We start from the raw sequence: 19,556 nt of genomic DNA on the forward strand, positions 1-19,556 counted from the left end.
GCGGGGCCTGTACCCACCTCAAGAGATTCGTGCAGGTGCTCTAGTTTCGGCCCGAAGGGATGCCGGTTTCCTGTCCGGCTGTACCCTGAAACCTTTTAGGTACCGGTACCCGCGACTCCCCCTGAAGCTGACTGCTGTAACGCACAAGGCTATTGGCCTCAGGAGGGGAACGAACATGACCGGCAGAACTCTAGGCCGCAGGACCGCGGCCGCCACCACCGCCGCGCTCGCCATGACGGCCGCGCTGATCACCGGGGCGGCCGCCGTCCCGGCGAGCGCGGCGACGGCGGCCGTCGTCTGCTCCGATCTGGGGATCCTGAGCGATCCACAGAATGCCTCCAGCACGGGCACGGCGAAGACGGCCACCGGCAGCACAGGCACAGCCCAGGTCCGGTACGGCACCTACGGCGGTGTGCGGTACGCCTGGGCGCGGACGACCAGCTACGAGTACGACAACCTGTACATCAAGTTCGAGATCGACACCAACGGCGACGGCGACGCCAACTGCTCCCACTACAGGGAGGCGACGAGCCGGACGTACACCACGGGCAGGCAGACCGAGCGGGGGGACGGCGTCCGCTACCGGGGCTGCCTGCTGTTCGACCCCGCCCACGACTGCGACGCGGCCGCCACCAAGACCGGTTGGTGGTAGGGGCCGGTGCGTTCCCTGGTCGTACACCTAACAGGCCTTCACTCGGGTGTGCGACCGTGGCTTGGCCACGGCGGGCAGGTCCGTGCGGGTGTGTACCCCCTGGACAACAGTGCCCTCAACAACGTGTATGTCGTGCCCACGCGCATGTGGGGGGCGCCGCCCCCGCTGTCCCAGTACTGGAAGGTGATCCTCCCGCCTGAGCAGTAGGCGGAGGCAGGCGCCGGAAGTAGACGAAGACACTTTCCAGGACGGGCTGTTCGCCCAGTTCGACGCCCTGCTCTGAGTCTCCGTGCGGCACCGCGCCCTGCGCTCGGGTTCAACCGAGGGCGGGGCGCGGGGTGTTGAAGAAGATCAGCCTCCGGACGCGTACGCCACGAAATCCGTCCATGGGCCCTCCCCGAAGGTGAGCCGCGCCCCCTTCTCGTTCTTGGAGTCTCGGACGAGGACGGTGCCAGGGACTGCCGCTACTTCGACGCAGCTGGAGTCAGGTTCGCTGCTGCTGTAGCTGCTCTTGAACCACTCCAGCGCGGAGCTGCCTCCGGCAGAGGGTTTGTTGGTCATGTCTCTCCCAGCACTTTTTCGATGAAGGTCAGCGACTCCCGTGGCGTGAGCGCCTGCGCCCGGATGATTCCATACTGGATCTCCAGGGCTGCACCTCGCGAGGTGTGGATACGAGGCGGGTGAAGCGCTGCACGTCCAAGTGCCCGACGGTGGTACCGCTCCTGAGCTTCAACAACTGGAGCGGGCCCGCCATGCCCGCGTGGTCCTCTCGATCCGTCGGCATGACCTGAATTTCGACGTGTCTCAAGCGGCCGACTTCCAGAAGCCGTTCGAGTTGGCCACGCCACACCATTCTGCCTCCGATCGGCCGTCGCAGCGTCACCTCTTCCTGGACGAAGCTGAAGATGGGCGCGGGGTGCTGGGCGAAGATCGCCTGCCGTGCCATGCGGGCTGCTACGCCCTGTTCGATGACCTCTTCCGAGAGCAGGGGGCGACGCATCCCGAACAGCGCACGCGTGTACTCCTCCGTCTGCAACAAGCCGTGGACGTTGTGGCTCTCGTAGGCCCCCAGTTCAACAGCCTCCCTCTCCAACTTCGCCAGATCCCTAACCTTCTTCGGATACCTCGCCTCCTCCACATCCTTCTTCATCGCGGAGATGATCCCGCCCGCCCCCAGAACCTCATCCGCCTTGTCCAGGAACTCCGGGCTCGGCACCCGCCGCCCCCGCTCCACGGACGACACCTGCTCCTCGGTCTACCCGATCGCCGCGCCCAACTCGCCCTGCGTCAGCCCGGCCCGCTCCCGCCAGGCCTTGATCTGCCGGCCAACCGTCTTGAGCACGGCCCCGGAGTCGTCCCCGGAATCGCCTCCCCAACCGGGACCGTCCGCGCCCTCCGCCATCCTGTGGTCCATGCAGCCCGCCTCCGCAACAGACACGGGGTACGGGCCGGACAAAAAGGCCGACCGGCACCCGGACAGTAACGCCGCGTCCCGGCGTCGTCACTGTTCAGCGTACGCACGGACGACCACGCTGAGTGACGTGAACAAGGAAATCACCCAAACCACCACCCCCACCCGTCAGTTCACGGTCCTGCTCTCCTCCACGCGCAGAGGCGCCCGACTCGCCCGGCTGCTCACCGTGCAGCAACTCGCCGACTGGGAAAGGCCGTCCAACGCCGCCGCGCAGATCGTCGCCGAGCTCGCCGCCAACGCCGTCCTCCACGGCCGTGTCTCCGGCCGGGACTTCCGCCTGACGCTCACACTCTCCGTCACGGGCACCCTCCGGATCGCGGTAACCGACATGCGGGGCGACCGCCTCCCGCCCGCCACCCAACGTGACGTTCCAGACGCCGAGTCGGGACGCGGGCTCCTCCTCGTGGAGGCGTACTCCGACCGTTGGGCATCGATGACGGCCCGGCCCCCTGCAAGACGGTCTGGGCCGAACTCGACCTCCACCTGGAACGCTCCTTCTGAGGCCGCGCCTCACCGGGTCATGACGGGTGACGGCCCGGCAACCCTCGCCGCCAAAAGAAGAAAGAACCAGGGAAAGAACCAACCAAACCCGCCCCAACCCCCGCCGTTCACCCGTGCGAGTGATCAACGTCAACTCGGCTGGCGATCAAGGAATTTGGTGAGGCAGGGTCGGCCGAGACGCAGCACTTCACCACTGCGGCACAACACCCATACATGCGACGGCCCTCGCCGGGACGGCAATCCCAGTGCGAGGGCCTGACCACCGAGGAAGATAAGGGCTTCCCGATGGCTGAGCAGCACTTTAGCGCGCCGACGCGCGCAAAGTTCGCCCGTTCCCACCGTTCACCCCACCGCTCCCGGAACGGAGTTGGTCACGTGGCCGCGCGCCACCCCAAGCAGTTCACCGTGGTCGGAAACCACCTCGCCCAGCATCCCGAGATGTCCCTGACCGCGATCGGTCTCGCGACCCACATCCAGTCGCTGCCCGAGGGCACGCCGGTCGGCATCAAGGCACTCGCGGCGAAGTTCCCCGAGGACGAGACCAAGATCGCCGCAGCCCTGCGCGAGCTGGAGGCCCACGGCTACCTGGCCCGTATCAAGGAACGCACGCCCACCGGCCGGATCGTGACCCGCACGATCTCCTACAACCAGCCCCATCTCAATCCCACCTTCAGGGGCACGACCCCCACCCCGGCATCCTTGCGCCCCGAAGCGGCGCCCGAGCCCGAGGAGCCCGAACCAGCGGGTCCCGCAGTCGAGACAGCGGCCGCGACCGAGCCGAAGCCTCCCGCCGCCGTGGCCGTGGACGGACCTCTGCGCACCGCGACTCGCCCGGCACCGCGAATCCCCGCCCACGCCTCGCCGTACGAACACACAGCCACCACCCTGCTGGCAGCCCTCCGTTCCGACGACCCCCGCCTCCTCCTCTCAGCACGCGACATCCACCGCCTCACGCCTGCCGTCTGCGCCTGGCTGGAACGCGGCATCGACCCCGTCGCCGTACAGCGCGCCCTGACCGCACGCCTGCCCGGGGACCTGACGAGTCCCACCGGAATCCTTGCCCACCGCCTCACCGAACTGCTCCCGCCGCCACTGCCCGCCGCACTCGCCGCGCCGAACCCGACGCCGCGCCCGGCACGGTTCCAGACCTGCGACGGCTGCGAACGCGCCTTCCGCGCCACGGAACCGGGCCGCTGTCGAGACTGCACCCCGCTTGCCATCGCCGCAGCCGCGTAACGCCGTACGACGCCCACGCCCCACCACCCCACACCAGGTGGTACACATCCTGTACCTTGGAGATGTGGCCCTGAAGCGAACCAACGTCTACGCCGACGACAGCGACCTCGCCCTGATCAAGGACGCCGCCGCCCGCCTGGGCGTCTCCGAGGCCGAGATAATCCGCGAGGGCATCCACCGCATCGCCCTGGCACACCGCGTCTGGGACGAGCCCTTCGTCTCCGACGACGAGACCTTCGACCTGGGTGGGCCGGTCACCGGTGACGACATCCGAACGGCGGTGACCGAGGGCTACGAGGCTCGGGAACGTCGGAACGGAGGGCACGCGGCGTGATCGCCGTCGCCGACACCTCCGGAATCCTCACGCTCTTCAACCGCTCCGACCCGGACCACGAGGCAGCCAGGAAGGCGGCGGACCAGTGCGGCTTCCTCGTCGCCACCCCGCTGGCCCTGACCGAAGTGCACCAAGTGGTCACCAGCCGCGCCGGGCGAGCCGCGGCTGACGGCATCCTCCGATCGCTCACCGCCCGCGTGCGACAGATGCGGCTGGTCCTGGCCCCGACCACACCGGAGATCCTCGACGCCGCGCTGTCCGTCCGGGCGCGCTACGCGGCGCTCGACCTCGATCTGGTGGACGCGGTGAACGTGGCGCTCGCCGCCGAGTACGGCACGGACGCCATCCTCACCCGGGACCTCCGCGACTTCCGGGCCCTACGACCGATGGGCGGCGCACACGCCCACTTCCGGATCCTCCCGGATGATCTCTGACCATCGCCACCCCGCATGTCAGCCGAGATCGCCCCGAGGGCAGCGGTCGTGCTGCCCTCGGCGCTCGACCGGATATCAGCGGCGAGTTTCGATCTTCAGGTCGCCCGCGGTCACCTTGCGGATGTGGTCGCTGGCGAGCAGGTCGTGCGGGTAGCCGAGTGCGATCGCGCCGGCCTCGTCGAGGCGGGCCAGTTGGGCGGCGGTGAAGTCGACATCCAGGGCGCCCAGATTGTCCTCCAGCTGCGCGGCGGTGCGGGCGCCGATGATCGGGGCCGTCACGTCCGGGTTCTGCAGGGTCCAGGCCAGCCCGACCTGGGCGGGTGTGCGGCCCAGCTCCGTGGCGACCTCCTTCACGACATCGGCGAGGGCGAGGTTGCGTTCGTTGACCGAGCCCAAGGCGAGGTTGAAGCTCTTGCGGGTGCCGTCGTCGGATGCGGCGTTCGCCGCGGTCAGGTCGTCGCGGCTGTACTTGCCGGTGAGCACCCCGCCGGCCAGCGGCGAATACGGGATCACACCCAGTCCCATCTCACGTGCCATGGGGATCAGGTCGCGTTCCCCGGTGCGCTCGATCAGGCTGTATTCGATCTGCAGCGCGACCAGCGGCGACCAGCCGCGCAGGTCGGCGATCGCCTGCATACGCGACACCTGCCAGGCCGGTGCGTTGCAGATCGCCACGTACAAGATCTTGCCCTGCCGGACCAGATCGTCCATGCCGCGCAGGATCTCCTCGACCGGTGTCCTGAAATCCCACACGTGCAGGTAAAGCAGATCGATGTAGTCCGTATTGAGCTGCCGCAGACTCGCTTCCACCGAAGCGAACAGGCTCTTGCGGTGACTGCCCCCGGAATTCGGGTCGCCGGGCCGGCGCAGCGTCGTGTATTTCGTCGCCAGCACCAGGCTTTCGCGGTTGTCCCGGGTGAATTCGCCGAGCAGGCGCTCGGAGCTGCCGTTGGTGTAGGTGTTGGCGGTGTCGATGAAGTTGCCGCCGCGCTCGACGTAGAGGTCGAACAGCTTGCGTGCCTCGTCCTGCTCGGCGCCCCAGCCCCACTCGGTGCCGAAGGTCGCCGCGCCCAGCGCCAGCGGTGAGACCCGCAGCCCGGAGCGGCCAAGCAGCCGGTAGGTGTCGAGGGTGAGCGACATCGTGTCCTCCTGTGCTCGTGATCCGTTGCCGAGCACAAGGCTGGGACCGCCGCGAGCCGGAGGTAAGGGAAAGAGGTTCCTGGGAACGCCGGTCCTACCCTGGCTGTTGGACCGGACATGACGACCCACACCGTGGACACCACACAGGAGATGGCCGCGTTCCTGCGGACCCGGCGCGAACGGCTGGACCCGCGCGATCTCGGTCTGCCGTCGCGTCGGCAGGCCCGGCGGACCCCGGGACTGCGCCGCGAAGAGGTCGCTGAACTGGCCGGGGTCAGCGTCGACTACATCGTGCGGCTGGAACAGGGCCGCGGGCTGCGCCCCTCGGCGGACGTGGTGGAGGCGCTGGCCCGAGCGCTGCGCCTGGCCCCCGTCGAACGCGCCTACCTCTTCGACCTGGCCCAGCAGCGCCCCCGCAACGCCGACCAGCCCGCCACCACCGCGGCGCCGCCGCTGGCCCGGATGGTCGCCGACCTGTCGCCGCTACCGGCCATGCTGATGAACCACCGCTACGACATCCTGGCCTGGAACCGCGAAATGACGAGGCTGCTCCTGGATTTCGACACGCTGCCTCCGGCGCGGCGCAATGCGATGTGGCTGTGCCTGATGCATCCGGAGATACGCGAGTTCTACGTCGACCGGGAACGCGTCGTGCGGGAGGGGATCGCGCACCTGCGCGCTGCGTGGGCGGCGCATCCGGAGGATCGTGCGTTGAGCGATCGCATTGCCGAATTCATCACTCGCGACGAGGAATTCGCGCGATTGTGGGCCGAGCGGGACATCAAGGTCAACGGTCGTGGGCGGAAGATGATGCGGCATCCTGACGTGGGTGTGTTCGCGGTGCATTTCGAAGTGCTGGTGCCGCTTCAGGATCCGGATCAGCGGTTGGTGATTTTTCGCGCCGCGGATGAGGAGAGCCGGTCGGTGTTGGACCGGTTGTGCGCACGACCGTAGGGGCGCGTGGTCATGTTGCGGCCGGTGGGGGCTGGTCGCGCAGTTTCCCGCGCCCCTAAGGGGCGTTACTGCTGGGCCTGCTTTGACTGTTCCGTCAGTACCTGGTGCAGCGGTTCCGTTGCCCTGCGGCGGTACTCCTGGATCGACCAGCCGTTCCCGTCAGGGTCCGTGAAGTACATGAACGTCGCGCCGTCGTCGGGGGAGTACTGGGTCGGCTCGGTGATCTCCAGGCCGCGTTCGAGTAGCTCGGCGTGGGCGGCCTTGATGTCGGCGACACAGAGCTGGAGGCCCTGGTAGGAGCCGGGTTCGGGCTTGGTCTCGCCCTTGGTCATGTCCCAGATGCTGTCGCCGAGGGCGATCGAGCAGCCGGAGCCGGGAGGGGTCAGCTGGACGATGCGCATGCCCGGCATGACCTCCTGGTCGATGTCGACATGGAAGCCGACCTTGTCGCGGTAGAAGTCGCGGGCTCGGTCGATGTCGCTCACGGGCAGCGGGATCACTTCGAGCGTGTACTGCATCGCTGGTCCTCCAGGTCGCCGTTGACACGTCAGCCGAACCGCCAGCGGGTCTGGCTGAACGGCTCCCCCTTACCGAAGCCGAAAACGGTGACCGGCGCCACCGAAAAGACGTAAGCGTGCCCCGCTCCGTGGTGGAAGCAACCGTTCCGTACCTCGAAGTGCCAGAAGGGGCCGTATTTCGTTTCCCAGAGGGCCGCGAGTTCATGCAGCGCCGCGTCGTCCGTGACCCGCCGCGCCTCGCCCTCGACCACGAGGTCGTACCCCTTGTTCCAGGTGTTCGTGCCCGTGGTGAGGACGACGTGGGGGTTCTCGGCCAGGTTGCGGGCCTTGCGCTCCTCGGGGCCGGTGCAGAAGTGCAGCGCGCCGTGCACCCAGACCGCGGGCAGCGGGGTCACGTGCGGGCGCCCGTCCGGTCGTACGGTCGAGATCCAGAACAGCTCGGCCTCGGTGAGCTGCTTCTCGGCCTCCGGCCAGGGGACGGCGGTGGCCGTCTCGTCGCTGTAGCGGGTGTCCAGTCGGGTCTGCGGGGTGGTGTCGGTCATGAGCTGCCTCCAACTGCCGTATGTCCCTCCACAGGGCAGACCGTCCGCGGCGGCAGAACTCATCGGCGCTTCTCTCAGGCTCTGCGGTTAGGCTCAAGCGGGTACGACCTTGATCCGACAGGAGGCGGGGTATGACGGCGCCGGGGCGCAGGAGCAGTACCTTCACTCGGCTGCTGCGGCACGGTTTCACCGATCCTTCGGCCGCCGAGCGGCTCCTGGACGGCGTGGAGCTGTCGCCGATGCGGAACGATCCGGTGCTGCTGGAGGCGCTGGGCGCGACCGCCGACCCGGATCTCGCGCTGCACGGTCTGGTACGGCTGCTGGAGGTGCAGCCCGGCCCCCTGGCGCAGCGCGAGCTGCTCGACACGGTGATAGCGGCCAAGCCGCTGCGGGACCGGCTGCTCGGTGTGCTCGGGGCCTCCGCCGCGCTCGCCGACCACCTCGCCCGGCACCCCAAGGACTGGCAGGCGCTCGTCACGTACGAGCCGCGCGACCTGCACCCCGGGGTGGCGGAGTTCGAGCGCGGTCTCGCCGAGGCCGCCGACCCGGTCTCCCTGCGCGTCGCCTACCGCCGCTGTCTGCTGTCCATCGCCGCCCGTGACGTGTGCGGCACCACCGATGTCGCCGAGACCGCCGCCGAGCTCGCCGACCTGGCCACCGCGACCCTGCGCGCCGCCCTCGCCATCGCGCGCGCCGCCGCGCCCGACGACGCCGCCTCGTGCCGGCTCGCGGTGATCGCGATGGGCAAGTGCGGCGGCCATGAGCTGAACTACGTCTCCGACGTCGACGTGATCTTCGTGGGGGAGGCTGTAGAGGGCGCCGACGAGGGCAAGGCACTGCGCTCCGCCACCAAGCTCGCCTCGCACATGATGCGGATCTGCTCCGAGACCACCGTCGAGGGCTCGATCTGGCCGGTGGACGCCAATCTGCGGCCCGAGGGCAGAAACGGTCCGCTGGTCCGCACGCTCAGCAGCCACCTCGCCTACTACCAGCGCTGGGCCAAGACCTGGGAGTTCCAGGCGCTGCTCAAGGCCCGACCGGTGGCCGGCGACATCGAGCTCGGTGAGGAGTACGTCACCGCGCTCGAACCCCTCGTCTGGAAGGCGGCCGAGCGCGAGAACTTCGTCGCCGATGTGCAGAAGATGCGCCGCCGGGTCGTCGAGAACATCCCGGTCGCCGAGGTCGACCGGGAACTGAAACTCGGTCCGGGCGGGCTGCGGGACGTCGAATTCGCCGTACAGCTGCTGCAGTTGGTGCATGGCCGTGCCGATGCCTCTCTGCGCAGCGGTACGACCCTGGACGCCCTCCAGGCGCTCGCCGCCGGCGGGTACGTCGGTCGCGCCGACGCCGTCCAGCTCGACAGCGCGTACCGCTTCCTGCGCTCCATGGAGCACCGCATCCAGCTCTACCGGCTGCGCCGCACCCACCTCGTCCCCAACGACGAGGCCGACCAGCGCCGCATCGGCCGCTCGCTGGGCCTGCGCACCGATCCGGTCGCCGAGCTGAACCGCGAGTGGAAGCGGCACGGCAGTGTCGTACGACGGCTGCACGAGAAGCTCTTCTACCGGCCACTGCTCGACGCCGTCGCCCAGCTCGCCCCCGGCGAAGCCCGGTTGAGCCCCGAAGCGGCCCGCGAACGCATGGTCGCCCTCGGCTACGCCGACCCGGCCTCCGCCCTGCGCCACCTGGAGGCGCTGGCCTCGGGCGTCACCCGCAAGGCCGCGATCCAGCGCACGCTGCTGCCCGTGCTGCTCGGCTGGTTCGCCGACTCCGCCGACCCGGACGCGGGACTGCTCAACTTCCGCAAGGTGTCGGATGCGTTGGGCAAGACGCCCTGGTATCTGCGGCTGCTGCGGGACGAGGGCGCCGCGGCCGAGAACCTCGCCCGCGTGCTGTCCGCCGGCCGTCTCGCGCCCGACCTGCTGATGCGCGCGCCGGAAGCGGTGGCGCTGCTCGGCGACGGTGACGGCGGCGGCCTCGTCCCCCGCTCCCACGCCCATCTGGAGCAGGAGATCCTCGCCGCGGTCGGCCGCGCCGCCGGCGCCGTCCAGGCGGTCACGGCGGCCCGTGGCGTCCGCCGCCGCGAGCTGTTCCGTACGGCCGCCGCCGACATCGTCGGCTCGTACGGCACCGAGACCCAGCCCGCCGAGGCCGACCAGGGCGCCCTGGTGGACCGGGTCGGCGGCGCGATCTCCGACCTCACGGCCGCCACCCTCGCCGGCACCCTGCGCGCGGTCGTCCGCGAGGGCTGGGGCGAGGAGCTGCCCACCCGGTTCGCGATCATCGGCATGGGCCGCTTCGGCGGGCACGAACTCGGCTACGGCTCCGACGCGGACGTCCTGTTCGTGCATGAGCCCCGGGAAGGCGTCGAGGAGCGGGAGGCCGCGGACGCCGCGAACAAGGTCGTCTCCGAGATGCGGCGACTGCTCCAGATCCCGAGCGCCGACCCGCCCCTGCTGATCGACGCGGACCTGCGACCGGAGGGCAAGTCCGGGCCGCTCGTACGGTCGTTGAAGTCGTACGAGGCCTACTACCGCCGCTGGTCCCTGGTCTGGGAGTCACAGGCACTGCTGCGGGCCGAAGTCGTCGCCGGTGACAAGGACTTGGGGCGGCGCTTCATCGAGCTGATCGCTCCGCTGCGGTATCCGGCGGAGGGACTCGGCGACGACGCGGTCCGGGAGATCCGGCGCCTGAAGGCCCGTATGGAGTCCGAGCGGATGCCGCGCGGCGCCGACCCGAAGCTGCACACCAAGCTCGGGCCGGGCGGGCTCTCCGACGTCGAATGGACCGTCCAGCTCCTCCAGTTGGAGCACGGCTGGGCCGAGCCGGGCCTGCGCACCACCCGCACCCGCGAGGCCCTCGCCGCCGCCTGCGCCGCCGGACTCATCTCCGGCGAGGACGCGGCGACCCTGGACGAGGCGTGGGTGCTGGCGACGCGGGTGCGGAACGCGGTGATGCTGGTGCGCGGGCGGGCCGGGGACACGTTCCCGTCGCACGGGCGTGAACTGGCCGCGGTGGGGCGGTACTTGGGGTACGGCCCGGGACGCGTCGGCGACATGCTCGACGCGTACCGGCGTACGGGGCGACGGGCGCGGGGTGTGGTGGAGGAGCTGTTCTACGGGGCGTGAACCCGCGGATCGACTTCGCGTGAACGCTCAGCTCTGCTTCGCGTGCACCCTCAGCGCGCGAGCATGGATCATCAACCCCTCCAGCCCCACCTCGAACGCCCGGTCCGCCCGCCCCTCTCCCACCGCCGCCAGCGCCTGAGCCAGCCGGGGCGTCGGCGTGTCCGGCGTCAGTTCCCACATCGTCTCCGGGGCCGCGAGGTCGAGTGCCGAGCCCAGGACCAGGTTCTCCACGGCGACGAGGAGCGGCATGACGTCGGCGGGGGCGAACCCGGCGTCCAGGAGCAGCGTCACCGCCCGCTCGTACTGCTCCAGCACGCGCGGCGCCCGCACCGGTGACGTCATCAGCAGCGGGATCGCCTTCGGGTGCGCGGCGAACGCGGCGCGGTAGGAGCGCGCCCAGGCCTCCAGCGCCGTGTCCCAGGGTGCCAGGGTCAGCGTCCCGGCCTCGATCACGGACGCCACCCGCTCGCGCAGCAGTTCCACGATGCCGTCCCGGCCGTCCACATGGTGATACACCGAGCCGGTCTGCACGCCGAGCCGCTTGGCGATCTGCGGCACGCTGAAATCGCCCTGCTCGTCGACCAGTTGGAGCGCGGTCGTGGTGATGCGCTCGCGGTCGAGGAGCGGGGTGCGGGGGCGTGCCATGGTCGGCGGTCTCCTTGCGATGGGTATCCAGGTCTTCACGGATGGCAAACGAGAGGTTACATTCCCAAAACCGAAAGCCTTTAGGTTAACGGTGCTCCGTTCGCTCCGAGTATCGCTCTGTCCGCCGTTCGAAGGGCTTCCCCATGTCCGTGACCGCCTCCGACACCCCCACGGAGAAGACGCCGCCCGCCACGGCCGGCCTCCGCTCCGGTTCCCTCGGCACCGCCGACATCGCCTTCTTCGTCGTCTCCGCAGCCGCCCCGCTCACCGTCATGGCCGGCGTCGCCCCGCTCGCGATCCTCCTCGGCGGCATCGGCGCCCCGGTCGGCTACCTCGTCGCCGGCATCACCCTCACCGTCTTCGCCGTCGGCTTCACCACCATGAGCCGGCACGTCAAGAGCGGCGGCGCCTTCTACGCGTACATCACCCGCGGTCTGGGCCGCCCCGCCGGCATCGGCGCCGCCCTCCTCGCCCTCATCGGCTACAACGGCATGGAGATCGGCGTCTTCGGCCTCCTCGGCACCGCCGGCCGCGACACCGCGCAGGCCCTCTTCGGCATCGACGTCCACTGGCTGCCCATCGCCCTGGCCGGTCTCCTCCTCGTCGGCTACGGCGGCTACCGCTCCGTCGACTTCGGCGCCAAGCTCCTCGGTGTCCTGCTCGTCGCCGAGACGGGCATCCTGGTGCTGCTGGCGGGCGGCGTGCTGGTCAAGGGCGGTGCGCACGGGCTGTCCGGCGCCTCCTTCGCGCCCGGCAACGTCTTCGTCGGCGGTACGGCCGTCGTCCTCGCCTTCGCGTTCGCCGCGTTCACCGGCTTCGAGTCGACCGTCATCTACCGGCGCGAGGCGCGCGACCCGGAGCGCACGGTGCCGCGCGCGACCTACGTCGCCGTCGGATTCCTGGGCCTGTTCTACGCGTTCATCGTCTGGACCGTCATCCAGGCCTTCGGCGACGCGGAGGTGATCGGAGCCGCGGCCAAGGACCCCGGCGGCCTCTTCTTCTCCGCCATCACCACCTACGTCGGCGCCTGGGCGGCCGACCTGATGCACATCTTCATCGTCACCAGCGTCCTCGCCTCCCTCCTCGCCTTCCACAACGCCATCAACCGCTACGTGCTCGCTCTCTCCGAAGAGGGCGTACTGCCACGCAAGTTGGGCCGCATCCACGCACGCCACCGCTCCCCGTACGTCGCCGGAATCGCGCAGACCGTCCTCGGTGCCGTCGTCGTCCTCGGCTTCTGGGCCGCCGGCGCCGACCCGTACCAGCAGCTGCTGCTCTGGGTGAACACCCCCGGAATGATCGGCCTGTTCGTCCTCCAGCTGCTCGCCGCGATCGCCGTGCCCTGCTACTTCCGCCGGATCAGCCACCAGGAGGGCGTCCTGCGGACCGTCGTGGCCCCCGTCACCGCGGCTCTCCTGCTAGCGACGGCCATAGGGCTCGTGGTCTCGCACATTGACGCGTTCACCGGCGCCTCCCCGACGGTGAACACCGTCCTCATCGCCCTCGCGCCCACCGTCTTCGTCATCGGCCTCGGACTGGCGTGGTGGCTGCGCCGCCAACGACCGCAGGTGTACGCCGACTTCGCCGCCGAGCCGTCCGAGTCCTCTTGAATGACCACTAGCCACAAATGACCACTAGCCACAAATGACCAACAGCCCCAAGGGAGTTCACTCCATGCCCACCGCCGACCTCATCCTCGCCGGCGCCAAGATCCGCACCCTCGACCCCGGCCGTCCCTACGCCACCGCCGTCGCCGTACGCGACGGGCTGATCGCGGCGGTGGGCGACGAGAGCGACGTACGGGACTGGCGCGGGCCGGGAACAGAGGTCGTACGGCTGGAGGGCGCGCATCTCGTGCCCGGCCTGGTGGACGCGCACAGTCACCCGGTGTGGGGGCTGGACATGGCGACGGGGGTGGACCTCTCCAAGGTCGCCGACCTGGCGGGCCTGCGGGCCGCGCTCGGGTCCGCGGAGCGGATCGACGGCTGGGTCGTCGGCTACGGCCTCGACCACAACGCCTTCGAGGGGCGGCCCATCGACCGGTCCCTCGTCGAGGACGTGCTCGGCGGCGCCCCCGCCTTCCTCCGGCTCTACGACGGACACTCGGCCCTGGTGAGCGGCGCGGCGCTGGCCGCCGCGGGGGTGGCCGGACCGCGCACGTTCACGCAGCGCTCGGAGGTGGTCTGCGACTCCGCCGGGCGGCCATCCGGGCACCTCGTCGAGCATGCGGCGATGGACCTGGTGACCGAGGTCATGCCGCGGGCGTCGTACGAGGTCCGGCGGGCGCGGCTGGTGGAGCTGCTGTCCGCGATGGCGGCGACCGGGCTCACCGGCGCGCATGTCATGGACGCCGGGGACCCCGAGCTGGTCGGGGCGGTGGCCGACGAGACCGTGCTGCCGGTGCGGCTGCGCTTCGCGCCCTGGTGCATGCCGGGCGCGGACGCCGACGACCTGGCCGAGCTGGTCGCCGCGCAGGGCCGGGGCGGGCGGCACTGGCGGGTCGACGGGGTCAAGTTCTTCATGGACGGGACCGTCGAGGGCGGCACGGCGTGGCTGGAGCACGCGGACTGCCACGGGCAGGGGACGGACGCGTTCTGGCCCGATCCGGACGCGTACGCCGCCGCCGTACGGCAGCTGCACACGGCCGGGGTGCGCACCGCCACGCACGCCATCGGGGACGCGGCGGTGCGGCACGTCCTGGACGTGGTCGCGTCGCTGGGGCCGGAGGCGCACGGAAGGCATCGCGTCGAGCACATCGAGACGGCTCCGGACGAGCTGCTGCCGCGGTTCGCGCGGTTGGGGGTGGCCGCCTCCATGCAGCCGCCGCACACCGCGTACACCCGCGCCGACGGCACCGACGAGTGGTCCCGCCGGCTGGGCGCCGGCCGGGCCGCCCACGCCTGGCGCCTGCGCGATCTGCGGGACGCGGGCGCGACGGTCGCCCTGGGCTCGGACTGGCCGATCGCCCACTACGACGTACGAACGGTCCTGGCGACGGCACGCAGCCCCAAGGGCGCCGCTTCGGCGCGGGCAGGCCTGGCGGGGCTCGAAGCGCTGGAGGGCTGCACGACGCATGCGGCGACGGCGGCGGGGGAGTCGGGCACGGCGGGCCGTATCGCTCCCGGCTACCGGGCGGACCTCACGGCCTTGGACGCGGACCCGGTGACCGCTCCCGCGGACGAGCTGGCTCAGGCTCCGGTACGACTGACGGTGACCGGCGGTCACGTGGTGCACCGGGGGTAGGGCAGGAGGGCGCCGCTAGACCTTTCCGGGTAGCAACGCCCGGCGCGGTGGTACCAGCCTCGGCAACGAGTAAGGCAACGTCCCGTACCAGACCCGTGCCACCGTGTAGCCGAAGGCGAGGCACATCAGGCCGCCGACGGCGTCCAGCCAGAAGTGGTTGGCGGTGGCGACGATCACGATGAGCGTGGCCACCGGGTAGAGCAGGCCCAGGACACGGACCCACGGGACCGAGGCCAGCGCGAAGATCGTCAGGCCGGACCAGACCGACCAGCCGATGTGCATCGACGGCATCGCGGCGTACTGGTTGGACATGTTCTTCAGGTCGCCGGAGGCCATCGAACCCCAGGTCTGGTGGACCATCACCGTGTCGATGAAGCTCTGGCCGTTCATGAGCCGCGGCGGGGCGAGCGGATACAGGTAGTAACCGACGAGGGCCACACCTGTCGTCGCGAAGAGCACCATCCGGGTCGCCGCATAGCGGCCGGGATGACTGCGGAACAGCCACACGAGGACACCGAGAGTGACCACGAAGTGCAGTGTCGCGTAGTAGTAGTTCATGCCGACGATGAGCCAAGTCACCGAGTTCACCGCGTGGTTGACGGATTCCTCGACGGCGATGCCGAGATCCTGCTCGAGCCGCCAGAGCCAGTCGGCGTTGCTGAGAGCCTGTCCCCTTTGCTCCGGGACGGCGTTGCGGATCAGTGAGTAGGTCCAGTAACTCACCGCGATCAGAAGGATCTCGAACCACAGCCGGGGCCGCCGAGGGGTCCGCAGCCTGCTCAGCGGACCGGGCCTGGTTTCGACCGTGACAGGGTGCGGAACGGCCTCTTCGCGGCCTTCCTCGGCGGTCGTCACGGTCGTCTCACCCATGGGCACAGAGTCTGCCAGAAAAGCCTTCGCCCTCCGATCATCCCCTGGTCGGGTTCGGGCCGCACGTCCTACGACGACCGTAGGCCGCATCCTCCTACCAGCGCACTGCCGCGGAGGGAAGTTCTCCGACTCAGGGACGACTCAGGAACGGCTCCGGTCCCCGTTCCGCTCACCAGGCGCCGAAGCCGTCGAACCGCGCACCACCAGCTCCGGCATGAACACGAACTCACTGTGCGGCGCGGGCGTCCCCCCGATCTCCTCCAGCAACGTCCGCACCGCCGCCTGCCCCATCGCCGGAACCGGCTTGCGGACCGTCGTCAGGGGCGGGTCGGTGAAGGCGATCAGCGGGGAGTCGTCGAAGCCCACCACCGAGATGTCCCGGGGGACTTCCAGACCGTGCTGCCGGGCCGCCCGTATCGCGCCCAGCGCCATCATGTCGCTGGCGCACACGACCGCCGTACAGCTGCGGCCGATGAGTGCGGTGGCCGCCGCCTGGCCGCCCTCCAGCGTGTAGAGGGAGTGCTGGACAAGGTCCGTCTCGATCGTGTCCGTGGCCAGCCCGAGCTGGTCCTGTACGGCGCGGACGAAGCCCTCGATCTTCCGCTGGACCGGCACGAACCGCTTCGGGCCGAGCGCGAGGCCGATCCGGGTGTGGCCGAGCGACACCAGATGCGTGACCGCCAGGGTCATCGCGGCCCGGTCGTCCGGCGAGATGAACGGTGCCTGCACCTCGGGGGAGAAGCCGTCGACGAGCACGAACGGCACGCCCTGCGCGCGCAACTGCTCGTAGCGCTGCATGTCGGCGGTGGTGTCGGCGTGCAGTCCGGAGACGTAGATGATCCCGGCGACCCCCCGGTCGACGAGCATCTCGGTCAGCTCGTCCTCGGTCGAACCGCCCGGGGTCTGGGTGGCCAGGACCGGTGTGTAGCCCTGCCGCGTCAGTGCCTGGCCGATCACCTGGGCCAGGGCCGGGAATATCGGGTTCTCCAGCTCCGGGGTGATCAGGCCCACCAGGCCCTCGCTGCGCTGTCGCAGGCGCACGGGGCGTTCGTAGCCGAGGACGTCCAGTGCGGCCAGCACGGACTGGCGGGTGGTGGCGGCGACGCCCGGCTTCCCGTTGAGGACGCGGCTGACGGTCGCTTCGCTCACCCCCGCCTGAGCAGCGATGTCGGCAAGCCGTGTGGTCACGGGAGTGGACTGTACCGGCCGTCCCTCGCCTTGCACACCGATCGGACGCCGGGCGCGGGCGGTTGACCGGCGCTGTGCGGGTTGCTGCGGCATGGCGTCCCCTCGGGAAACGATCGGCAAGAGTTTGCAGAGTCTTGCACAACACCGTCCGTGCCCGCTCAACCCCGCAGAACAACGGTCTCACAGTGGTCTATGACAGGTCACGCCCGGATAACTTCAGAGACGTCTTGCACTTTTTTGCTGCAAGACCTTTCGCGCCGCTTACATCGCTGTTACGTTCTCGACGCCCGGCCGCCGCAACGGCGCTGTCGGCACGCAGGAGCGGCAGACGGGACCGCCCCCTGCAGCACACGGGCTTTAACCCTCAAGGAGAACTCATGCGGCGTGGCATAGCGGCCACCGCGCTGGTGGCGTCCCTCGCTCTCGCGGCGACGGCCTGCGGCGGAGACGGCGACAGTGGCGACAAGGCCGACGGTCCGGTCACCATCACCTGGTGGGACACCTCCAACGCCACCAATGAGGCGCCGACGTACCAGGCCTTGGTCAAGGAGTTCGAGGCCGCCAACAAGGACGTCAAGGTCAACTACGTCAACGTCCCCTTCGACCAGGCGCAGAACAAGTTCGACACCGCCGCCGGTGCGAGCGGCGCCCCGGACGTGCTGCGCTCCGAGGTCGGCTGGACGCCCGCCTTCGCGAAGAAGGGCTTCTTCCTTCCGCTGGACGGCACCGAGGCCCTCGCCGACGAGAGCAAGTTCCAGCCCAGCCTGATCGAGCAGGCCAAGTACGAGGGCAAGACCTACGGCGTGCCGCTCGTCACCGACACCCTCGCGCTGGTCTACAACAAGGAACTCTTCGAGAAGGCCGGCGTCGAGGCCCCGAAGACCTGGGACGACCTGAAGAAGGCCGCCGCCACGATCAAGGACAAGACTGGCGTCGACGGCTACTGGGGCTCTACCCAGGCCTACTACGCCCAGTCCTTCCTCTACGGCGAGGGCGCCGACACCGTCGACGCCGACGCCAAGAAGATCACCGTCAACTCGGCCGAGGCCAAGAAGGCGTACGGCACCTGGCTCGACCTCTTCGACGGCAAGGGCCTGCACAAGGCCGACACCACCGCCGACGCCTACGCCCACATCCAGGACGCGTTCGTCAGTGGCAAGGTCGCCGCGATCATCCAGGGCCCGTGGGAGATCACCAACTTCTACAAGGGCTCCGCGTTCAAGGACAAGGAGAACCTGGGCATCGCCACCGTCCCGGCCGGCTCCAGCGGCAAGGCGGGCGCCCCGACCGGCGGCCACAACCTCTCCGTGTACGCGGGCTCCGACGAGGCGAAGCAGCAGGCCGCGCTGAAGTTCGTGAAGTTCATGACCTCGGCGAAGTCCCAGGAGACCATCGCCCTGAAGAACTCCACGCTGCCCACCCGCGACGACGCCTACACCGCCGAGGTCAAGGCCGACCCGGGCATCGCCGGCTACCAGAGCGTCCTCTCCGCCGCCCAGCCGCGCCCGGCGCTGCCCGAGTACAGCTCCCTGTGGGGCCCGCTGGACACCGAGCTGCCCAAGATCGCCGGTGGCAAGGAGTCCCTGGACGGCGGCCTGGGCAACGCCGAGACCGCGATGGCCAAGCTGGTGCCGGACTTCAGCAAGTGACCCCGAGTGGCCGTCGGATCCCCCTGAAATGGGGGGAGGGATCCGGCGGCCATCGGCCTATGCGTCGTAACCCTCGAGCTTCCAGAAAGTGCCGAACATGACAGTCGCCGTCCAGCGCCTGAAGCACAGCTACCAGAAGTACTGGTACGCCTACGCCATGATCGCCCCCGTGATCGTCGTGCTCGGCGTCCTCGTGCTGTATCCGCTCGCGTACGGGTTCTACCTGACGCTCACGGACGCCAACAGCCTCAACACCGGTCGCACGATCGGCGTCAACGAGATCGAGGCCACCTACAAGTTCATCGGCTTCGACAACTACGCCGACATCCTGTGGGGCGAGACCGCCTACGACCGCTTCTGGTCGCACTTCATCTGGACGGTGTTCTGGACGGCGGCCTGTGTCGTCCTGCACTACTGCATCGGTCTGGGCCTGGCGCTGCTGCTCAACCAGAAGCTGCGTGGCCGCACCTTCTACCGGCTGATCCTGGTCCTGCCCTGGGCGGTGCCGACCTTCGTCACCGTCTTCGGCTGGCGGTTCATGCTCGCGGACGGCGGCATCATCAACTCCGCGCTGGAGACGCTCCATCTGCCGACGCCGCTGTGGCTGGAGGACAGCTTCTGGCAGCGGTTCGCCGCGATCATGGTCAACACCTGGTGCGGGGTGCCATTCATGATGGTCTCGCTGCTGGGTGGTCTGCAGTCGATCGACTCGACGCTGTACGAGGCCGCGGAGATGGACGGCGCCACCCCCTGGCAGCGGTTCCGGTACGTCACGCTGCCCGGCCTGAGGTCCGTCAGCTCCACCGTCGTACTGCTCGGCATCATCTGGACCTTCAACCAGTTCGCCATCATCTTCCTGCTGTTCGGCGACACCGCCCCGGACGCCCAGATCCTCGTCACCTGGGCCTACTACCTCGGCTTCGGACAGCAGCCGCGCGACTTCGCGCAGTCGGCGGCCTACGGCATGCTGCTGCTGGCCATCCTGATCGTCTTCACCTCCTTCTACCGCCGCTGGCTGAACCGCAATGACCAGCAGCTCGCGATCTGA

The 19,556-nt window shown here is 69.5% G+C and carries 17 protein-coding genes and 2 pseudogenes; 11 read left to right on the top strand and 8 right to left on the bottom strand.

Annotated features, from left to right (window positions below; all coding sequences use genetic code 11):
• The first annotated feature begins 175 nt into the window (after positions 1 to 175).
• Entirely contained in the window at positions 176 to 652 is a 477-nt protein-coding gene (locus tag AB0I98_RS39320; RefSeq protein ID WP_362950288.1) for a hypothetical protein, read from the top strand.
• A 351-nt stretch (positions 653 to 1,003) separates the two neighbouring features.
• Here AB0I98_RS39320 and AB0I98_RS39325 read toward each other — a convergent pair whose 3' ends face one another.
• On the bottom strand, positions 1,004 to 1,213 hold the full coding sequence (locus AB0I98_RS39325) for a DUF397 domain-containing protein (protein WP_362950290.1): 210 nt from the start codon (positions 1,211 to 1,213) through the stop codon (positions 1,004 to 1,006).
• Positions 1,210 to 2,054, bottom strand: a pseudogene (locus tag AB0I98_RS39330) (helix-turn-helix transcriptional regulator). Before AB0I98_RS39330 ends, AB0I98_RS39325 begins: the two are co-directional and overlap by 4 nt.
• A 139-nt stretch (positions 2,055 to 2,193) precedes the next feature.
• On the opposite strand from AB0I98_RS39330, the pseudogene AB0I98_RS39335 reads away from it, so the two are divergent.
• The 4 genes and pseudogenes from AB0I98_RS39335 to AB0I98_RS39350 all read left to right on the top strand — a co-directional run bounded on the left by AB0I98_RS39335 (position 2,194) and on the right by AB0I98_RS39350 (position 4,631).
• Positions 2,194 to 2,627, top strand: a pseudogene (locus AB0I98_RS39335) (ATP-binding protein).
• Between the two features lie 375 nt (positions 2,628 to 3,002).
• Positions 3,003 to 3,863, top strand: a complete 861-nt coding sequence (locus tag AB0I98_RS39340) for a helix-turn-helix domain-containing protein (protein WP_362950291.1) — start codon at positions 3,003 to 3,005, stop codon at positions 3,861 to 3,863.
• A gap of 64 nt (positions 3,864 to 3,927) precedes the next feature.
• A complete protein-coding gene (locus tag AB0I98_RS39345; RefSeq protein ID WP_362950293.1) occupies positions 3,928 to 4,197 on the top strand; it encodes a CopG family transcriptional regulator in 270 nt (89 codons plus the stop codon).
• Positions 4,194 to 4,631 carry a PIN domain-containing protein gene (locus tag AB0I98_RS39350; RefSeq protein ID WP_362950294.1) on the top strand — a complete coding sequence of 146 codons (438 nt, stop codon included), beginning with the start codon at positions 4,194 to 4,196 and terminating at the stop codon, positions 4,629 to 4,631. Before AB0I98_RS39345 ends, AB0I98_RS39350 begins: the two co-directional genes overlap by 4 nt.
• A 75-nt stretch (positions 4,632 to 4,706) precedes the next feature.
• Here AB0I98_RS39350 and AB0I98_RS39355 read toward each other — a convergent pair whose 3' ends face one another.
• Positions 4,707 to 5,771, bottom strand: coding sequence for an aldo/keto reductase (locus tag AB0I98_RS39355; RefSeq protein WP_362950296.1), 1,065 nt, complete (start codon positions 5,769 to 5,771; stop codon positions 4,707 to 4,709).
• A gap of 117 nt (positions 5,772 to 5,888) precedes the next feature.
• Here AB0I98_RS39355 and AB0I98_RS39360 point away from each other — a divergent pair, with 117 nt between their 5' ends.
• Positions 5,889 to 6,725: a helix-turn-helix transcriptional regulator gene (locus tag AB0I98_RS39360; RefSeq protein WP_362950298.1), complete on the top strand. Its 837-nt coding sequence runs from the start codon at positions 5,889 to 5,891 to the stop codon at positions 6,723 to 6,725.
• Between the two features lie 65 nt (positions 6,726 to 6,790).
• On the opposite strand, the gene AB0I98_RS39365 is transcribed toward AB0I98_RS39360, so the two are convergent.
• Complete coding sequence (locus AB0I98_RS39365; RefSeq protein WP_362950300.1) at positions 6,791 to 7,243, bottom strand: VOC family protein; 453 nt, start codon at positions 7,241 to 7,243, stop codon at positions 6,791 to 6,793.
• 29 nt (positions 7,244 to 7,272) lie between these two features.
• Positions 7,273 to 7,785 (bottom strand): pyridoxamine 5'-phosphate oxidase family protein, encoded by a 513-nt coding sequence (locus AB0I98_RS39370; RefSeq protein WP_362950302.1) that lies wholly within the window; start codon positions 7,783 to 7,785, stop codon positions 7,273 to 7,275.
• Positions 7,786 to 7,916: 131 nt separating this feature from the next.
• On the opposite strand from AB0I98_RS39370, the gene AB0I98_RS39375 reads away from it, so the two are divergent.
• Positions 7,917 to 10,913 (top strand): bifunctional [glutamine synthetase] adenylyltransferase/[glutamine synthetase]-adenylyl-L-tyrosine phosphorylase, encoded by a 2,997-nt coding sequence (locus AB0I98_RS39375; protein ID WP_362950304.1) that lies wholly within the window; start codon positions 7,917 to 7,919, stop codon positions 10,911 to 10,913.
• 27 nt (positions 10,914 to 10,940) lie between these two features.
• Here AB0I98_RS39375 and AB0I98_RS39380 read toward each other — a convergent pair whose 3' ends face one another.
• A complete protein-coding gene (locus AB0I98_RS39380) occupies positions 10,941 to 11,558 on the bottom strand; it encodes a TetR/AcrR family transcriptional regulator C-terminal domain-containing protein (RefSeq protein WP_362950306.1) in 618 nt (205 codons plus the stop codon).
• A 143-nt stretch (positions 11,559 to 11,701) separates the two neighbouring features.
• On the opposite strand from AB0I98_RS39380, the gene AB0I98_RS39385 reads away from it, so the two are divergent.
• Together AB0I98_RS39385 and AB0I98_RS39390 are read left to right on the top strand one after the other, a co-directional pair.
• Positions 11,702 to 13,168 (top strand): APC family permease, encoded by a 1,467-nt coding sequence (locus AB0I98_RS39385; protein ID WP_362950308.1) that lies wholly within the window; start codon positions 11,702 to 11,704, stop codon positions 13,166 to 13,168.
• A 64-nt stretch (positions 13,169 to 13,232) separates the two neighbouring features.
• Entirely contained in the window at positions 13,233 to 14,801 is a 1,569-nt protein-coding gene (locus AB0I98_RS39390) for an amidohydrolase (RefSeq protein WP_362950309.1), read from the top strand.
• Between the two features lie 15 nt (positions 14,802 to 14,816).
• On the opposite strand, the gene AB0I98_RS39395 is transcribed toward AB0I98_RS39390, so the two are convergent.
• Together AB0I98_RS39395 and AB0I98_RS39400 are read right to left on the bottom strand one after the other, a co-directional pair.
• The gene (locus AB0I98_RS39395; RefSeq protein ID WP_362950310.1) at positions 14,817 to 15,671 is read right to left on the bottom strand and encodes a phosphatase PAP2 family protein; all 855 of its coding nucleotides are present in this window, start codon (positions 15,669 to 15,671) and stop codon (positions 14,817 to 14,819) included.
• A 141-nt stretch (positions 15,672 to 15,812) separates the two neighbouring features.
• Positions 15,813 to 16,859, bottom strand: coding sequence for a LacI family DNA-binding transcriptional regulator (locus tag AB0I98_RS39400; RefSeq protein WP_362950312.1), 1,047 nt, complete (start codon positions 16,857 to 16,859; stop codon positions 15,813 to 15,815).
• Positions 16,860 to 17,236: 377 nt separating this feature from the next.
• Here AB0I98_RS39400 and AB0I98_RS39405 point away from each other — a divergent pair, with 377 nt between their 5' ends.
• Complete coding sequence (locus tag AB0I98_RS39405; protein ID WP_362950315.1) at positions 17,237 to 18,508, top strand: extracellular solute-binding protein; 1,272 nt, start codon at positions 17,237 to 17,239, stop codon at positions 18,506 to 18,508.
• A gap of 97 nt (positions 18,509 to 18,605) precedes the next feature.
• A complete protein-coding gene (locus tag AB0I98_RS39410; RefSeq protein WP_362950317.1) occupies positions 18,606 to 19,556 on the top strand; it encodes a sugar ABC transporter permease in 951 nt (316 codons plus the stop codon).

Source organism: Streptomyces sp. NPDC050211 (genome assembly GCF_040656035.1).
Lineage (GTDB): Bacteria > Actinomycetota > Actinomycetes > Streptomycetales > Streptomycetaceae > Streptomyces.